The sequence below is a fragment of the Chromohalobacter sp. HP20-39 genome (assembly GCF_033052815.1).
Lineage (GTDB): Bacteria > Pseudomonadota > Gammaproteobacteria > Pseudomonadales > Halomonadaceae > Chromohalobacter.
Genome location: NZ_JAWHTP010000007.1, coordinates 13949 through 29045 on the forward strand (window position 1 = coordinate 13949; position 15097 = coordinate 29045).

Consider the following 15097-nt stretch of genomic DNA (forward strand, 5'->3'; position numbering starts at 1 on the left):
GTTCAATGCATGGCGACTGCCGAATCCCCGTTGGGTGAGACGAGCGGCGTGGCGATTGCGCTGTTCTTGCCTTCGTTGGAAGGCGGCGGCGCCGAAATGGTGATGGTGACTCTGGCCAATGGGCTCGCTGCGCAAGGCTGGCGGGTGGATCTTGTCGTTGCACATGCCACCGGGGCTTACGTGAAGAATGTCTCGTCGGCGGTGCGCTTGATCGACTTGCGGGCTGCTCGGGTGCTCTACAGCGTACCGGTGCTGGTACGTTACTTGCGTCGTGAGCAGCCGCCGGTGCTGTTGTCGGCGCTCAATTACGCCAACGTAGTGGCGTTGTGGGCCAGCCGGCTGGCGAACGTGGGCACGCGGGTGGTGATCTCCGAGCACAACAACGTGACGCGTGATATGCGCGCCGAGCCCATGGGGCGCTCGTGGCTCATCCCGTTATTGATGCGTCGTTGCTATCCCTGGGCGAACGGCATCGTCGCTGTTTCCAGCGGGGTGGCCGATGAACTATCCAAGGCTTTGGGGTTGCCGCGCGAGCGTATCGATGTGATCTACAACCCGGCGGTCACAGAGCGTCTGCGCGAACTGAGCATGCTCACGGTGACGCATCCCTGGCTCGCACCCGACGAGCCGCCGGTGATTCTGGCGGTGGGGCGACTCGCCGCGCAAAAGGATTATCCCACCTTGATCAAGGCCTTTGCTGCTTTGCGTGCCCACCGCGAAGCGCGGTTGGTGATCCTCGGCGAGGGAGAGCTTCGCGAGAGCCTTGAGGCAATGGTGGCGTCGCTCAGGTTGAGTGATGACGTCGCCTTTATGGGCTTCGTCGACAATCCCTATGCCTGGATGCGCCAAGCCTCGCTATTCGTATTGTCTTCGGCCTGGGAAGGTTTCGGCAATGTACTGGCTGAGGCCATGGCCTGTGGAACAGCTGTGGTGAGTACCGATTGCCCCTGCGGACCGGCGGAAATTCTGGAAGACGGTGCCTGGGGACAGTTGGTGCCGGTGGGAGATTCGGTGGCGTTACATGAGGCGATGTTGGCGGGCCTCAGCGGTAACCCCCGTCCCGATGTCGAGCGACGCGCGCAGCAATTCGATCTCGGTCAGGCCGTTCAGGCCTATTTACACGTCATGCAGCGTCAGTCCATTTGAGTTCAGGCGCGCAAGCGCCCCGTACGTCGAGGCAAATGATGAAATTACTGATACCCACCAATGGCTCGTTCGGTTACAAGGTCATGTGTTTGGCCCTGGCCGGTTTTTATGCCTGGTTTCTGATGGGATTGGATATCGACGGCTATATCGATCGTGCCAATTATCTCATCTACGCCAAGCACTCCGATGAAATATTCGTGATGTATGCCGCTAGTAGCCTCAAGACGATTATTACTAACGAGCCGATATGGCTGTTGTTGAATATCTGGGCGTCAAGACATTTTACGCCGGAAGATACTTTACGCTTGATAATTTTCTTTTCTTCGTTTTGGGTCTCGTTTCTGGTGTTGCGAAGCTATCCAAAATACGCATTCTTGTTGATACTTTTTATCCTGATGCCTCAGGTTTTGAAAAACCACATCATTCATTTGCGCCAGGGCTTGGGGATTACGGTGTTCTTTATCGGTTGGTGGTGTCGTTACTTGCCTCTGCGTATCTTCTTCATCGGGTTGGCGCCGTTAGTGCATGCCTCTTTTTTCTTCATTGATGCCTTGCTTCTTCTCAATATCGCCTTTTCGACATTCAGAATTTCGACGGTATGGCGCGTGGCGTACACCTTGGGCATGGGCATCGTGCTGGGGGCGTTGGGGATGTGGCTGGCCGGTGCACTTGGGGCACGGCAAGGCGAGAGTGCCGAGTATAGTGCCATGGGTTCCGACGGGTCGGGGTTGGCATTTGTATTCTGGGCCATGTTTACCGTGATTTTCTTTATGGAGGGCAAGGAGTTTCTTAAAAACAATTTTTTTGCGGCGACCATTCTGGTCTTTTATTTGTCGACCTACTTTCTGTTGCCCGTGACTGCGCGTGTTTTCGAGAGCGGCATGTTGGTGGTGCTGTTGGCATCCTTGGGGTTAAGTGACTGGCGACGTTATGCGGTCTATGCGCTATATGCCTTCTATTTCTGCATGCAGTGGTACCCGGTGCTGGGGGTTCCTGGTTACGGCTGGGCTGCCGACGGAACCATGTAAAAGTGCTTTATGAGAGATGAAGATGCGTCAGCATTTTTATTCGGGGCGAGGGGAAACGAGGGGGAGGTAAAAATGCAGCGCAATGTTTCGTTGGATGTGCTTAAGCTGACATTGGCCGTTATTGTAGTGATTTCACATGCCCAGGTTTTAATGGGGTATAGCGACCTGGGGTATCAGCTGACGGTGCAGGGTCTGTTTCGCATCGTAGTGCCGATTTTCATGATGGCCAGCGGGTATTTCTTCATTAGCGTGATTCGCTCACGGTCACTGGTCGCGTGGCTCAAGAAGGTCGTGGCGATGTACGCCTTTTGGATGCTGGTTTATTTGTATTTTTGGTTGGATATTCCGGCGATGACGCCTTATGAGCTGTTGAAGTTACTGCGCGTGGCCGTCATGGGATACCACCATCTATGGTTTCTATCCGCGCTGATCGGCGCCGCCATTATGCTGTACATGCTGCGCAACCTGCCCTTGAAAGCGTTGTTGGTGCTGGCGTTGACGCTTTATGGGATGGGCACCTTCTTCATTTATGCCGGTCATTATCACCTGTTTGCCGGCACGCCGCTGGATGCGCTCTTCAACGAGATATGGTTTTACCGCAACTTCCTGTTCTTCGGCTTTCCTTTCTTTTGCACCGGCTACCTGCTGCGCCGTTGTGAAGGGCTGCGCCAGTGGGATCGTCGCTATTTCATGCTATGGAGCCTGGGCGGCGCGTTGCTGCTGCTGGGGGAGTCGTACCTCAATTATATCGGGCTCGAAGGCCAGCCGGCGTTCGATATGTACTTGAGTCTGCTGATCTTTTGCCCGGGACTTTTTCTGTGGGTGTCGTCGATGCACGTCCCCGGCGACAGCACGTCCCTGGCGTATTACGCGACCGCGTTGTACTTCATCCACCCGCTTTTCATTTCGCTATTCGAGGCGCTTTCGTATCGGCCGGGCAACACGCTGGCGCTGTTGGCGCTGGCGTCGTCGCTGCTGGCGGTGGTGTTGCTCAAAGGGAGCCGTAAGCGTTTGGGGTTTGCGTTCGGGGGATAAGGAAGTCACCGGACCACCGACGCTTGCTCAAGATCATATCCGCCGTGCCCAGTTGTTGTCGGGCGTCGGCCAATCGAGAGGATGCAATCTCTTATGCTAGCCAAACCACTGAATGTCCTGCATGTCATCACCGGCTTGACCGATGGCGGTGCCGAGGATTCGCTTTACCAACTTTGCAATAACGATCGTCACAACGTGCATCGCGTGGTGTGCCTGATGGATGCCGGGCAATACGGCCCGCGATTCGACGAGGCCGGTATCGAGGTCGTGTACCTGCACATGTCGCCTGGCCGCGTGACCTTCGCGGGCTTGTGGCGGCTGTGGCGGACCATTCGCACGCTCCGGCCGGATGTGGTGCAGACGTGGATGTATCACGCCAACCTGGTGGGGGGTGTCATGGCGAGGCTGGCAGGCGTCAAGGCCATCTGCTGGGGGATTCACAACAGTAATTTGATGCCGGGCGTCACCAAACGCAGCACGATCTGGGTGGCCAAGGCGTGCGGGGCTTTGTCGCGCGTAGTGCCGAGTCGCATCGTGAGTTGTTCGCAACATGCGGTCGAGGTGCATCGCAAGCTGCGTTATGCGGCTATGAAGTTCGTGGTCGTGCCCAATGGCTACAATCTGTCGCTGCTCACCCCTGACGCCGAAGCGCGGGAACGGGTGCGTGCCGGATGGGGACTCGACGCTGACATGCCGCTGTTCGGGATGGTGGCCCGCTTCGACCCACAAAAGGATCATGCCAATCTGATCGCGGCTCTGACACAGCTCAAGGGCCTGGGCTGGGACTTTCGCTGTGCGCTGATCGGCGCGGGGTTAGATGCCGATAACGAGGAGTTGGTCCAACTGCTGGAAGACCACGGTGTGCGTGACCGGGTACTGCTGGTTGGGCGACGTAGCGATATTCCGGCGGTGATGAACGCACTCGATGTGCATGTGCTGTCGTCGCGTTTCGGCGAGGCCTTTCCCAACGTGCTCTCCGAGGCCATGGCCTGCGGCACGCCGTGCGTGTCGACCGATGTCGGCGACGCGGCTTTCATCGTTGGCGATACCGGTTGGATCGTGCCTCCTGGCGACCCTCGCGCGCTGGCGGATCATCTCGCCCTGGCGCTCGATGAACACGCGGATGCGCTGGCGTGGCAAGCGCGTAAGCAGCGCGCGCATCAACGGGTCGTCGATTCCTTCAGTGTGCAACGCATGATCGACGGTTACAGCGCTTCCTGGCATCAGGCGTGCCACGTATGAATGCTAACTGGATGAGTTATTTAGCCCGCTCCGAAGGCGAGCCGCTGCGTCCGCCGGCCTTTGTGATTTCGCTGGACTTCGAATTGCACTGGGGTATGTCCGATATCGTGACCACGCCTGAGCATCCGTATATGCGGCAATTGCTCGGTGCGCGCCGTGCGGTACCGGCGATGCTCGATCTCTTTCGTGAACGCCATATCCGCGCGACCTGGGCCACGGTGGGTTATCTATTCGCCGAGGACCGCGAAACGTTGACGCGTTTCTCGCCCGTGCGGCGTCCGCGCTATGCCAATCCGGCGCGTGATAACTATCGGCAGGAGATCGGAGACGATGAGGCCAGCGATCCACTGCATTACGCGCGTTCCCTGGTCGATCTGATCGCGCAGACGCCAGGCCAGGAGATCGCCTCGCATACCTTTTCGCATTACTACTGCCATGAAGAGGGCCAGACGCCGGCGGACTTCAAGGCCGATCTCGCGGCGGCGATGGCCATCGCCGAGCATACCGGGCATCACCCCCGTTCGTTGGTCCTGCCACGCAATCAGATCGACGATGCCTATCTGGCGCCGATGCGTGACGTCGGCTTTCATTGTTATCGCGGCAATCCGCGTCGCGCGGGATTCTCGCGTCATCAACGCGATGCGACCGCCCGGCGTGCATTGCGCTTTCTGGACAGCTACATCAACTTGACCGGCCATCACGGCATCAAGTGGCGCGACCTCAAGGGCGACCCGCTGAATATTCCGGCCAGCATGTTTCTGCGCCCGCGCCGTGGGATACCGCAGTTCGATGCATTGCGGCTACGACGCATCAAGCAGGCCATGCGACGTGCCGCCAAGCGTGGCGAGATCTTCCATCTGTGGTGGCATCCGCACAACTTCGGTGAGGCTACCGATGCTCACCTGCGTGATTTGGCCGCCATCATCGGCTATTTCCAGGTGCTTTCCATCGAATACGGCATGCGCTCGATGTCGATGAGCGATGTGCTGGCGCGTCATGAGCAGGCCATGACGGCCCCATCATCGACCTAGCCTCTCGTCCCTAGCCCATGGGCGCTAGCCGCACACGTGTCCGGCGCCTTTATAACGCTTGATCAATTGCTTTCCCACGCGCTTTCGCGTGAGGGGTGGGGGCCCCTGTGTCTTCAAAACCGTCTTCAAGAGCGTCTTCAAGAACGTGCCGCCGAAGAACGCTGCGCCATATGCGATCGCCATTGCAGAGGAGTTGTTTCCATGAACGATAAAACGATTGTGCTGGTCTCCAACACGTCTTGGTCTCTCTACAACTTCTGCCAGGGGTTTTTGAGGGTACTCAAGCAACGCGGCTTTCGTGTGGTGTGCCTGGTGCCCCATGACGACTATTCGCAACGCTTGCACGAAGAGTTCGGCGTGACCCTGCGCACCATGCCCATGGATGGCAAGAGCACCGCGCCCACGCGGGAGGGGAAGTGCTTGTTCTGGCTGTACGGGCAGTTGCGCGGGCTGCGTCCCGCCTTCGTATTCAATTTCACGGTCAAGGCCAACATCTATTCGGGCCTGGCATGCCGTGCCCTGCGAATTCCGTATGCCAATACCGTCACCGGTCTGGGGACGGCGTTCCTGCATGAAAGCCACTTGTTTCGTCAGGTGCGACGCCTTTACGGCTTCGCCAACGCCGGGGCGAGGCGAGTGTTTTTTCTTAACCCCGATGACCGAGAGGTCTTCGAGCGCCAAGGCATGTTGCAAAAAGTCGACTGGGACATGCTACCCGGCGCCGGGGTTGATGTGGCGCGCTTTGCGTTCACGCCGTTGCCACAGAACGACCCTTTCACCTTTGTATTGATCGCGCGGCTGCTGGGCGACAAGGGCGTGCGCGAGTACGTCGCGGCAGCCGAGCAAGTGATTGTTGATAATCCCGAGACGCGCTTCTTGATCGTCGGACCCAAGGGGATCAGCAACCGCACGGCGATCGAGGATGACGAGATCGAGGCCTGGCACGAGCGGGGCGTCGTCGAATACGTCGGCGCTCAGGACGACGTGCGTCCTTGGCTCGCGCAATCCCATGTGCTGGTGCTGCCGTCCTATCGCGAGGGCTTGCCGACCACCGTATTGGAAGCGGGCGCGATGGGACGGCCGACCATCGCCACCGATGTGCCGGGGTGCCGCCATGCCGTGGCCGATGGCCAAACCGGTTGGCTGTGTCGTGTCAAGGACGTGGAGTCGCTGGCAGCTCGTATGCGCGCGTGCCTGGTAATGACGCCCTGGGCGCTCTCCCGGGTGGGCGTGGCGGCACGTCGACGCGCCGAAAAGGAATTCTCGCAGGACATCGTCGTGGCGGGATATCTGGCCTGCCTGGAGGCCGGCCTGATGAATCACCAACGCGTGAAAATGGAGGCATGATGACGATATTAGTGACGGGCGGCGCCGGTTACATCGGCTCGCATATGGTGCTGCGACTCATGGAGGCTGGCCACGACGTGGTCGTGATCGATAACCTCTGCAATGCTTCGCGCGAGTCGCTGGAGCGCGTCTCACAGTTGACCGGTAAGGAAGTGACGTTCATCGAGGGTGATATCCGCGATCGTTCGCTGCTGGATTACGTGTTCACGGACTTCGCGATCAGCGACGTGTTGCACTTTGCCGGGCTCAAGTCCGTGGGGGAAAGCGTCAACGAGCCGTTGGCGTATTTCGAGAACAACGTCGCGGGGACCATTACGCTGTGTCAGGCCATGATAGCGGCGGGGGTCTTCCGTCTGGTGTTCAGCTCCTCGGCGACGGTGTACGGCGATGCCACGCGCATGCCGTTGAGCGAGAACGCGCCGACCGGACAGCCGACCAATGCCTACGGGCATTCCAAGCTGATGGTCGAAGAGGTGTTGCGCAAGCTGTCGCGGTCCGACCCGCGCTGGTCGATCGCACTGCTGCGCTACTTCAATCCCGTGGGCGCGCATCCCAGTGGGCTCATCGGTGAGGACCCGTCGGGCACGCCCAATAACCTGCTGCCGTTTATCTCCCAGGTGGCGATCGGACGTCTGCCGGCGTTATCGGTCTTCGGCAACGACTACCCCACGCCGGACGGGACGGGGGTGCGCGACTATATCCATGTCATGGATCTGGTCGAGGGGCATCTGGCGGCGATGCGGGTGCTGGCGGATCGTCCGGGGGTGAATGTCTGGAACCTGGGCACCGGACAGGGCTATTCCGTGCTCGAAATGGTCCGTGCCTTCGAGATAGTCTCGCAGCGCGACGTGGCGTATCGCATCGTGCCGCGCCGCGACGGAGACATCGCTGAATGCTGGGCCGATGCATCGCTGGCCGCGCAGGAGTTGGGCTGGAAAGCCAAGCGCGGCTTGACCGACATGATTGCCGATACCTGGCGCTGGCAATCGCATAATCCTGAAGGGTACCCAAGTAAACGCGTGGTGCGACGCGACAGCCTTGGTAAGCCCGGCGGTATGGCCAACGCCTTGCCGAAGATCTACCTCATCGACACCACACGTACCAACCGAGTGGCATCGTGATGATTCGAACAGAGAACATAATGGTTTGATTCGAAAAAGCGTTCGATCGTGTTTGGCCTTGACGCTGGTGCCTCGTGCACCAGCGTTTTTTATTTATGTGGCGTGCTGAAAATGGTGTGTGCTGAAAAGTGAGAGGACAACAACGACGCGCAAAGGGCTGTGAGGCGCGCAGGGTTTGCTCGCTGAAGCCGCTGGGATACGCTTGTCACTACCACTAAATAATGACACGGGTTCGGCGGGGCATGATGCGAATATGGTCAAATCGCATGAAACGACTATTCAAGACACTGCTGCCCAAGACACTGCTGGGACGTTTGATTCTCGGCATCGGCGTGGGGTGGAGTGTGTTGGTCATCGCCATCCTGTGGGTGTCGTTGCGTGGCGGTAGTGGTCTTGCCGAGGAGATCAATCGAGCGCATCTGGATTACGAGGCGGAGCTGATTGCGCGCAATATTCAGCAAGCCATTTCGTTGCGGCTCGAGACGCTCGAGAGCATCGCCGACTCGCCTGTCAGTGCATTACAAGCGGGCAAACCGCTGGAGGAGCAAGACACCGCCGACATCCAGGCACGCCTGAATGCGCATTCGGCGTTGATGACACTGTTCGATTCGGCCTTCGTCACCAATGCCCAGGGTGACGTCATGGCTTTTTCACCGCGGTTACCTGGCGCCGTGGGGCTTAATGTGGCGGGTCGCGATTATTTTCATTTCATTCGCCAGGTTGGGCGCCCCTTCGTGGGCCGTCCGATCGTCAGCCAGCTTTACGATAACCGCCCCGTGGTGGTGATGGGTGTGCCACTGCATGATGAGCAGGGGAAGTTCGCGGGCATGCTGGGTGGCGTGGTCAACCTGCGCGATGGGCGCTTTTTCCTTGACTTGCGCAGCCTGCGCATCGGTGAAGAGGGCTATGCGGTATTGATGGACAGTGACGGTACGGTACTCAGCCATCCCGACCATTCGCTGGTCATGCAGGACATTTCGACCCAATTGGATAGCCCGTTGCTCGAACAGGCGCTGGACGGTTGGCAGGGGACCGGCACCGGACGCGTTCTCGACGGTGAGCAAGCGTTGATGAGTTACCATCAGGTCTGGCGGCCGGGGTGGATCGTGGGCGTTTTCGTGCCGCAGAGCCAAATCCATCAACCCATCGTCGACTACGTGCGTCGCCAGTGGTGGGTGGCGGTGGTCGTGGTGCTGTCGATGCTGCCCTTGTTGTGGTGGCTGCTGCGCATGGGGCTTTCCCCGCTGCGGCGCCTGGCGCGACAGATCGCGCAGGTAGGGCAAGGCGATATCGCGCGCATCTCCCTGGATACCCCGCTGGAGGAATTGCAACGCATCGCGCAGACCTTCAATACGGTGGAGTTCGAGCGTAGCCGGGAGCGTACGGAACGCCGCCGCCGCCAGGCCTATCTCGACGCGGTATTGAATTCGTCGCCACTGCCGATGTTCCTGGCTGATATCGAGGGGCGTATCAGCTACGTCAATCCGGCCCTGGAATCCCTGACGGGGCTGTCGGCGGCATCGTTCCGGCATCGCGCCTGGCTACGTCGGCTGCATCCCGAGGATCGCCCCTTGCTGTTCGCATTATGGCGCGATGCGGTAGACGGCGGCCACGAGCTGCATCGTCAGTTACGCTTTGAGTGTGGCGATGGCGGAATGATGTGGCTGGAGCTTTACACCAGTCAGGTGATGAACGGTGAACAGCCGCAAGGCGTGGTCGGTTTCGTCAAGGATATTACCCATCTGCGCGAGCAACAGAAGCGCCAGCTCTGGGAGGCCGAGCACGATCCGCTGAGCGGACTCCTCAACCGGCGCGGTTTCGAGCGGCGTCTCGAAGAGACCTTCCAGCGCTTTCGCGAACATGGCGAAACGGCGTCGTTGATCCTCTTCGACCTGGACAGTTTCAAACCGATCAACGACGAGGGCGGCCATGCCCTGGGCGATGAGATGCTGCGGGCGATCGCTCGGTGTCTGGAAGGTTGCGTGCGCCGTGACGACCACCTGGCGCGCCTGGGCGGCGATGAATTCGCCATCTTGTTGCCAGGCTGTGCCAACCCACAAGCCATACGTATCGCCGAAGAGGTGCGTCATGCCGTAAGCGAGTTGTCGGTGCTGCGCCAGGATAAGCGCTACCGTGTCACCGTGAGCCTGGGTATTTCGTGCTTGGGTGCCGATGACAGCGATGCGCAAGCAATGGTGAAACGCGCCGATGCCGCGAGTTATGACGCCAAGGCGCAGGGCAAGAATCGCATGATGAACGACGCGCGTTGCGAATAAACGATGCGCGTTGCGAATGAAGAGGAACCACGATGAAGCACGATACCCTGGTGTTGGGTGCGGGCATGGTGGGCGTCGGCGTGGCGTACCATCTCGCGCGGTGCGGGCGCCGAGTGGGGCTGGTGGATCGTCGCGCGCCGGGGAGTGAGACCTCCTATGGTAATGCCGGCATCATCCAGCGCGAGGCGGTGGCGCCGCATGCCTTTCCGCGTGACATGCGCACTCTGTGGCGTGTGCTGGGCAACCAGGGCGTGGATATTCGTTACACGCCGCGTGGCGTGATGCAGGCGGGGCGTGCCTTGTGGCAGTACTGGCAGCACAGCGCGCCGGAGGCCTATGCGCGGATCGTCCCCGAATATGCTGCGTTGATCGAACTCTCGATCACCACGCATGCGCAAATGATCGCGGCGGCGGGGGCCGAGGGACTGATACGTCGCGACGGCTGGATGGAAGTCTTTCGCACCCCGCAAACGCTGGAGGCTCGTCTCGGCGAGGTCCGTGACCTGGGCGAGCGTTTCGGCCTGGCGTATGAGGCCCTGGATGCGCGCGCCTTGCGCGAGCGGGAGCCCGATCTGGATGCTCAGGCCATCGGCGCCGTGCATTGGCGCGACCCTTGGAGCGCGGCCGACCCCGGCGCCTTGGTGGCGGCCTACGCGGAGGCTTTTGAAGCCGAAGGGGGAGCATGCCTGCGCGGCGAAATTCAGGCGATCTCACGCCATGGTGAGGGCTGGCGTGTGACCACGGACGCCGGCGCCTTCGAGGCCCGCGATATCGTGCTCGCGCTGGGACCCTGGGCGGATGACTGGCTGGCGACGCTGGGCTATCGCTTGCCGCTGTTCGTCAAGCGCGGCTATCACATGCATTACGCTGCGCGAGGCGAGGCGACGTTGCACCATTGGGTGCTGGATGCCGATACCGGTTATCTGTTGTCGCCGATGCGCGCGGGCATTCGCCTGACCACCGGTGCGGAGCTGGCGCCGCGCGATGCGCCGCCAGGGTATGCCCAGCTCGAAGATGCAGAGACGGCGGCGCGGGGGTTGTTCCCGCTAGGGGAGCGTCTCGAGTCACGCCCCTGGAAGGGCGCGCGTCCATGCACGCCGGATATGAAGCCCATCATCGGTCCGGCGCCGCGTCACAAGGGACTGTGGTTCGCCCTCGGTCACGCCCATCAAGGCTTTACGCTGGGGCCGGCGACCGGACAGCTCCTTGCATCGATGATGGAAGGCGAGGTGCCGGCCATCGAGATGGCGCCCTTCCGCGCCGAGCGCTTCCTGTAAGCGTGGCGCGTGGGTTGTCGTGTCTCGAGAAGCGTCTACGCCTGCCGATGTTTCGAACAAATCTCCGACGGGCTAAATTACTGCATTCAACTTTTCTGATCCTCTGCCGATAGTGACTGCATCAGCATCGCGGGTGAACCGATAAGCTCCCGCGATAGCACGCATCACTATCAAGAGGCAGGGATACATGAAGGTTCAATACAGGTGGCTGGCGGGCTTAGGGTCGCTGGTGAGTGTCGTGTCGCTCGCGTTGATGGCGACGCCGGCCATGGCGGAGGTCAAGGTCGGGATGGTCGCGCCCTTCAGTGGCGCGGCGTCATCGCTCGGTGAGGGGATGCGACAGGGCATCGAGGCGCGTTTCGCCGAGGCCAACGAGGCGGGCGGCGTGCATGGCGAAACGCTGACGCTGGTGGCACGTGACGATGGTTACGAGCCGTTGCGCTCGGCCAAGGCGACTCGTGAGCTGCTGGAAGACGACGATATATTGGCGATGCTGGGCAATGTCGGCACGCCGACGGCCATCGTCAATCTGCCGATCCTGCTGGAACATGAAATGCCCTTGATCGGGGCGTTCACCGGTAGCGGCGTCCTGCGTCAGTCCCCGCCGGACCGCTATGTCTTCAACTATCGCGCGAGTTACGCCCAGGAAACCGCGACGATGATCGAGGGGTTGCTGCTGGCAGGCATCAAACCCGAGGAGATCGCCTTCTTTACCCAGGCCGACGGTTACGGCGATGCCGGTTATCAGGGGGCATTGCGTGCGTTGGCCAATCACGGTTATGCCCACCCCGAACGCTTGGCGCATGGCCGCTATACGCGCGGCACGCGCAACGTTCATCGCGGACTCGCGAGCATTCTGCAGGCGCCTGTCACGCCCCGCGCGGTGATCATTGTGGGTACCTATGGGCCGGCGGCGGATTTCATCCGCGAAGCCCGCAAGGATCTACCCGATGCGTTGTTTCTCAACGTCTCTTTCGTGGGTAGCCAGGCACTGCTCGATGAGCTTGGCAAGGAGGCCGAGGGCGTGATCGTCACCCAGGTCGTGCCGCCTTACAACGCCGAGTTGCCGGGCGTCAAGGCCTACCGCGAGGCACTTCGCGCCGAGAATGATAGCGCCAACGGCGATTTCGTCTCGTTGGAGGGCTATCTGGCGGCGTCGCTGTTCATCAAGGGGCTCGAGGCGGCTGGTGCCGATGCCGACCGCGAGGCACTCGTCGATGGTCTGGAAGGCCTGGGAGATGTCGAGCTAGGCATCGGCAAATCGCTGACGTTGGGCCCCAAGGATCATCAAGCCAGCGACGCCGTGTGGGCCACGCGCATTGACGACGGCCAGTTCGTGCCGGTCGATTGGTTCACCCTGCTCGATAACGGCGCGGCCAAGGAGTAACCCATGAAGAAGAGCTTGAGCCTACGGGCGATGTTGATCGGGTTGTTCGTGGCCGCCGTACTGGGTGCCGTGATCCCCGCAGTGGCAGGGTTTCTGTCCAACCAGCGGTTGATTGAGGCACAGAGCCTGTTCACCGATGAGATACTGCCGCAGCAGTCGGCCAGTCGTGACATGAGCGATGCGTTGACACGTTATCGCGAGCGGCAGATGGATCTGCTTGCCGCCGAGAGCGAGGCAGCACTCGACGCGGCGCCGACACAAGCCAGTGCCAATGAGCGTTTCATGGCAGGCCGCGAACGGTTGGCGTCCTTGATGACGGCCGATAAACAGGCGTTGCTGGAGACGCTGGACAGTGATTATGCCGATTTGCAGCAGGCCGACGCGGCCCTGGAAGAAGTCCGCCGCGAAGACGTCGCGCTGACCGCCTCCATGCAGGCGCGTATCGTCGAAATGCAGGCCAAGATCGCCGAAGTATTGACCGCTGCCGAGTCGATGGCCGGACGCGCCACGCTCGGCGAGGTGCGTCAGCAGCGCGCGCTGGCGCAGCGTATCCAGACCCTGCAGGACCAGGGCCTGTCGGTGGTGCCGATGGCGATGCTCGATTCCTTGATGGGGCAGCGCACCGACATTGCGGGGCTCAGCGGCGACGTACAGATGCTGGTGGCGCAACTGGCCGATCAGGGGCGTCAATTGATGCAGGTCGATAGCCACGATGCGTTGGTCGATCTGCGCTATAACCAGATTGCCCAGCAGATTTCACGTATTCATCAGGCGTTGGCGAGTATCGAGGGCGCGGTGGGCGCAACCCCGGCCCAGCAGCAAAGTGCCGCGCAGCTGGATGATGTCGTGACCGAACTCAACGAGTTGATGTTGACGGGCGACGGTGCCGTGTATGCGCTGCGGGATCGCCAGCTGGGCTTGCGTGAGCGCTCTCAACAAGCACTGGCCGGCGTTTCCCAGGCAATGGATGGCATGGGCGAAAGCCTCGAACGTGTCGAAGCCTATGCCGCCCAGCGTGCCGATGATGTCGCCCAACAAGCCGCTGCGACGGCACAGGCCGGACGTATATTGCAGCTAGTGGTACTGTTGATCGTGATCGTGATTCTGGCGGCCGTGGGCTGGCGGGTGATGACTCGCGTGCTCAAGCCCATCGGTGAAATGCGTCGCCAGATGGAAAGCATCAGCGGGGCGGCAGGCCAAACCGGCGACTTGTCGATGCGCTTGAAAGTGCGTCACGGCGATGAAATCGGGCATACCGCGCAGGCCTTCAATCAGATGATGGTGACCTTCGAGCGCCTGATCGCGCGGATTCGCGACGGGGCCGAGTCGGTGGCCTCCAGCAGCCGTCAGATTGCCTCGGGCAATCAGGACCTGGCGCAACGCACCGACGAGCAGTCGTCGTCGTTGGCTGAAACGGCAGCCAGCCTCGAGGAAATCACCGCGACCGTGAAGCAGACTGCCGATTATGCCCACCAGGCGCGTGACATGAGCCAGGGTGTCGGTCAGCGCGCGCGTGAAGCGGGTGATGTGGGCGATCGGACGCATCGCGCGATGCAGGAGATTCGCGAGTCCAGCGCCAAGATTTCCACGATCGTCGAGGCGATCGATTCCATCGCCTTCCAGACCAACCTGCTGGCCTTGAACGCCTCGGTGGAAGCGGCGCGTGCCGGCGAGCACGGCCGGGGGTTCGCCGTCGTCGCCGACGAGGTGCGCCGTCTCGCCAGCCGCAGTGCCGACGAGGCCGAGCAGATTCGCCACCTGGTCAAGGATAGCGTGACCAAGGTGGGTGAGGGCGCTGAACTGGTCGAGGAAACCGGCGGACATCTGCGCGAGATCGTCGAGAGCGTCGACAAGGTGTCGCAGTTCGTCTCCGAAATCGCCGAGGCGACGCAAGAGCAGTCGACGGGGATCGACCAGATCAATCAGGCGATTGCCCAGCTCGACCAGGTGACGCAGCAAAACGCTTCGCTGGTGCAGGAAGCGTCATCGGCCAGCCTGTCGCTGGATGAACGCGCCAACGACATGCACGTGCTGGTGGGACGCTTCAAGGTCAGCAACGCGGCCTACGAGGAAGACGACGACACGGACGACAGCACCTCGACCAAGGCGCTACCCGCCACTTGAGCGTAGGTCCGTGGGGGCTGAAAAGTCGCTCCCCGGGCTGACAAACGACGGCCCCGCTGCCAAGGCAGTGGGGCCGTTTTGCT

Annotated in this window: 11 protein-coding genes; all 11 read left to right on the forward strand. The window is 60.8% G+C overall.

Annotation, left to right across the window (positions count from 1 at the left end; all coding sequences use genetic code 11):
- Positions 1-9: 9 nt before the first annotated feature.
- Positions 10-1146 carry a glycosyltransferase gene (locus tag RVY79_RS13455; protein WP_317464798.1) on the forward strand — a complete coding sequence of 379 codons (1137 nt, stop codon included), beginning with the start codon at positions 10-12 and terminating at the stop codon, positions 1144-1146.
- Between the two features lie 38 nt (positions 1147-1184).
- Entirely contained in the window at positions 1185-2174 is a 990-nt protein-coding gene (locus RVY79_RS13460) for a hypothetical protein (RefSeq protein ID WP_317464799.1), read from the forward strand.
- Positions 2175-2246: 72 nt separating this feature from the next.
- On the forward strand, positions 2247-3209 hold the full coding sequence (locus RVY79_RS13465) for an acyltransferase (RefSeq protein ID WP_317464801.1): 963 nt from the start codon (positions 2247-2249) through the stop codon (positions 3207-3209).
- 93 nt (positions 3210-3302) lie between these two features.
- Positions 3303-4451 (forward strand): glycosyltransferase, encoded by a 1149-nt coding sequence (locus tag RVY79_RS13470; RefSeq protein WP_317464803.1) that lies wholly within the window; start codon positions 3303-3305, stop codon positions 4449-4451.
- Positions 4452-4462: 11 nt separating this feature from the next.
- On the forward strand, positions 4463-5482 hold the full coding sequence (locus RVY79_RS13475; protein WP_317464805.1) for a polysaccharide deacetylase family protein: 1020 nt from the start codon (positions 4463-4465) through the stop codon (positions 5480-5482).
- A gap of 201 nt (positions 5483-5683) precedes the next feature.
- Positions 5684-6829, forward strand: coding sequence for a glycosyltransferase family 4 protein (locus RVY79_RS13480; protein WP_317464806.1), 1146 nt, complete (start codon positions 5684-5686; stop codon positions 6827-6829).
- A complete protein-coding gene (galE, locus tag RVY79_RS13485) occupies positions 6829-7950 on the forward strand; it encodes a UDP-glucose 4-epimerase GalE (protein WP_317464936.1) in 1122 nt (373 codons plus the stop codon). Before RVY79_RS13480 ends, galE begins: the two co-directional genes overlap by 1 nt.
- Positions 7951-8216: 266 nt before the next feature.
- The gene (locus RVY79_RS13490; RefSeq protein ID WP_317464807.1) at positions 8217-10226 is read left to right on the forward strand and encodes a diguanylate cyclase; all 2010 of its coding nucleotides are present in this window, start codon (positions 8217-8219) and stop codon (positions 10224-10226) included.
- 32 nt (positions 10227-10258) lie between these two features.
- Positions 10259-11503, forward strand: coding sequence for an FAD-binding oxidoreductase (locus tag RVY79_RS13495; protein ID WP_317464809.1), 1245 nt, complete (start codon positions 10259-10261; stop codon positions 11501-11503).
- Positions 11504-11690: 187 nt separating this feature from the next.
- On the forward strand, positions 11691-12890 hold the full coding sequence (locus tag RVY79_RS13500) for an ABC transporter substrate-binding protein (RefSeq protein WP_317464811.1): 1200 nt from the start codon (positions 11691-11693) through the stop codon (positions 12888-12890).
- A gap of 3 nt (positions 12891-12893) precedes the next feature.
- On the forward strand, positions 12894-15014 hold the full coding sequence (locus RVY79_RS13505; RefSeq protein ID WP_317464814.1) for a methyl-accepting chemotaxis protein: 2121 nt from the start codon (positions 12894-12896) through the stop codon (positions 15012-15014).
- The last annotated feature ends 83 nt before the right edge of the window (positions 15015-15097 follow it).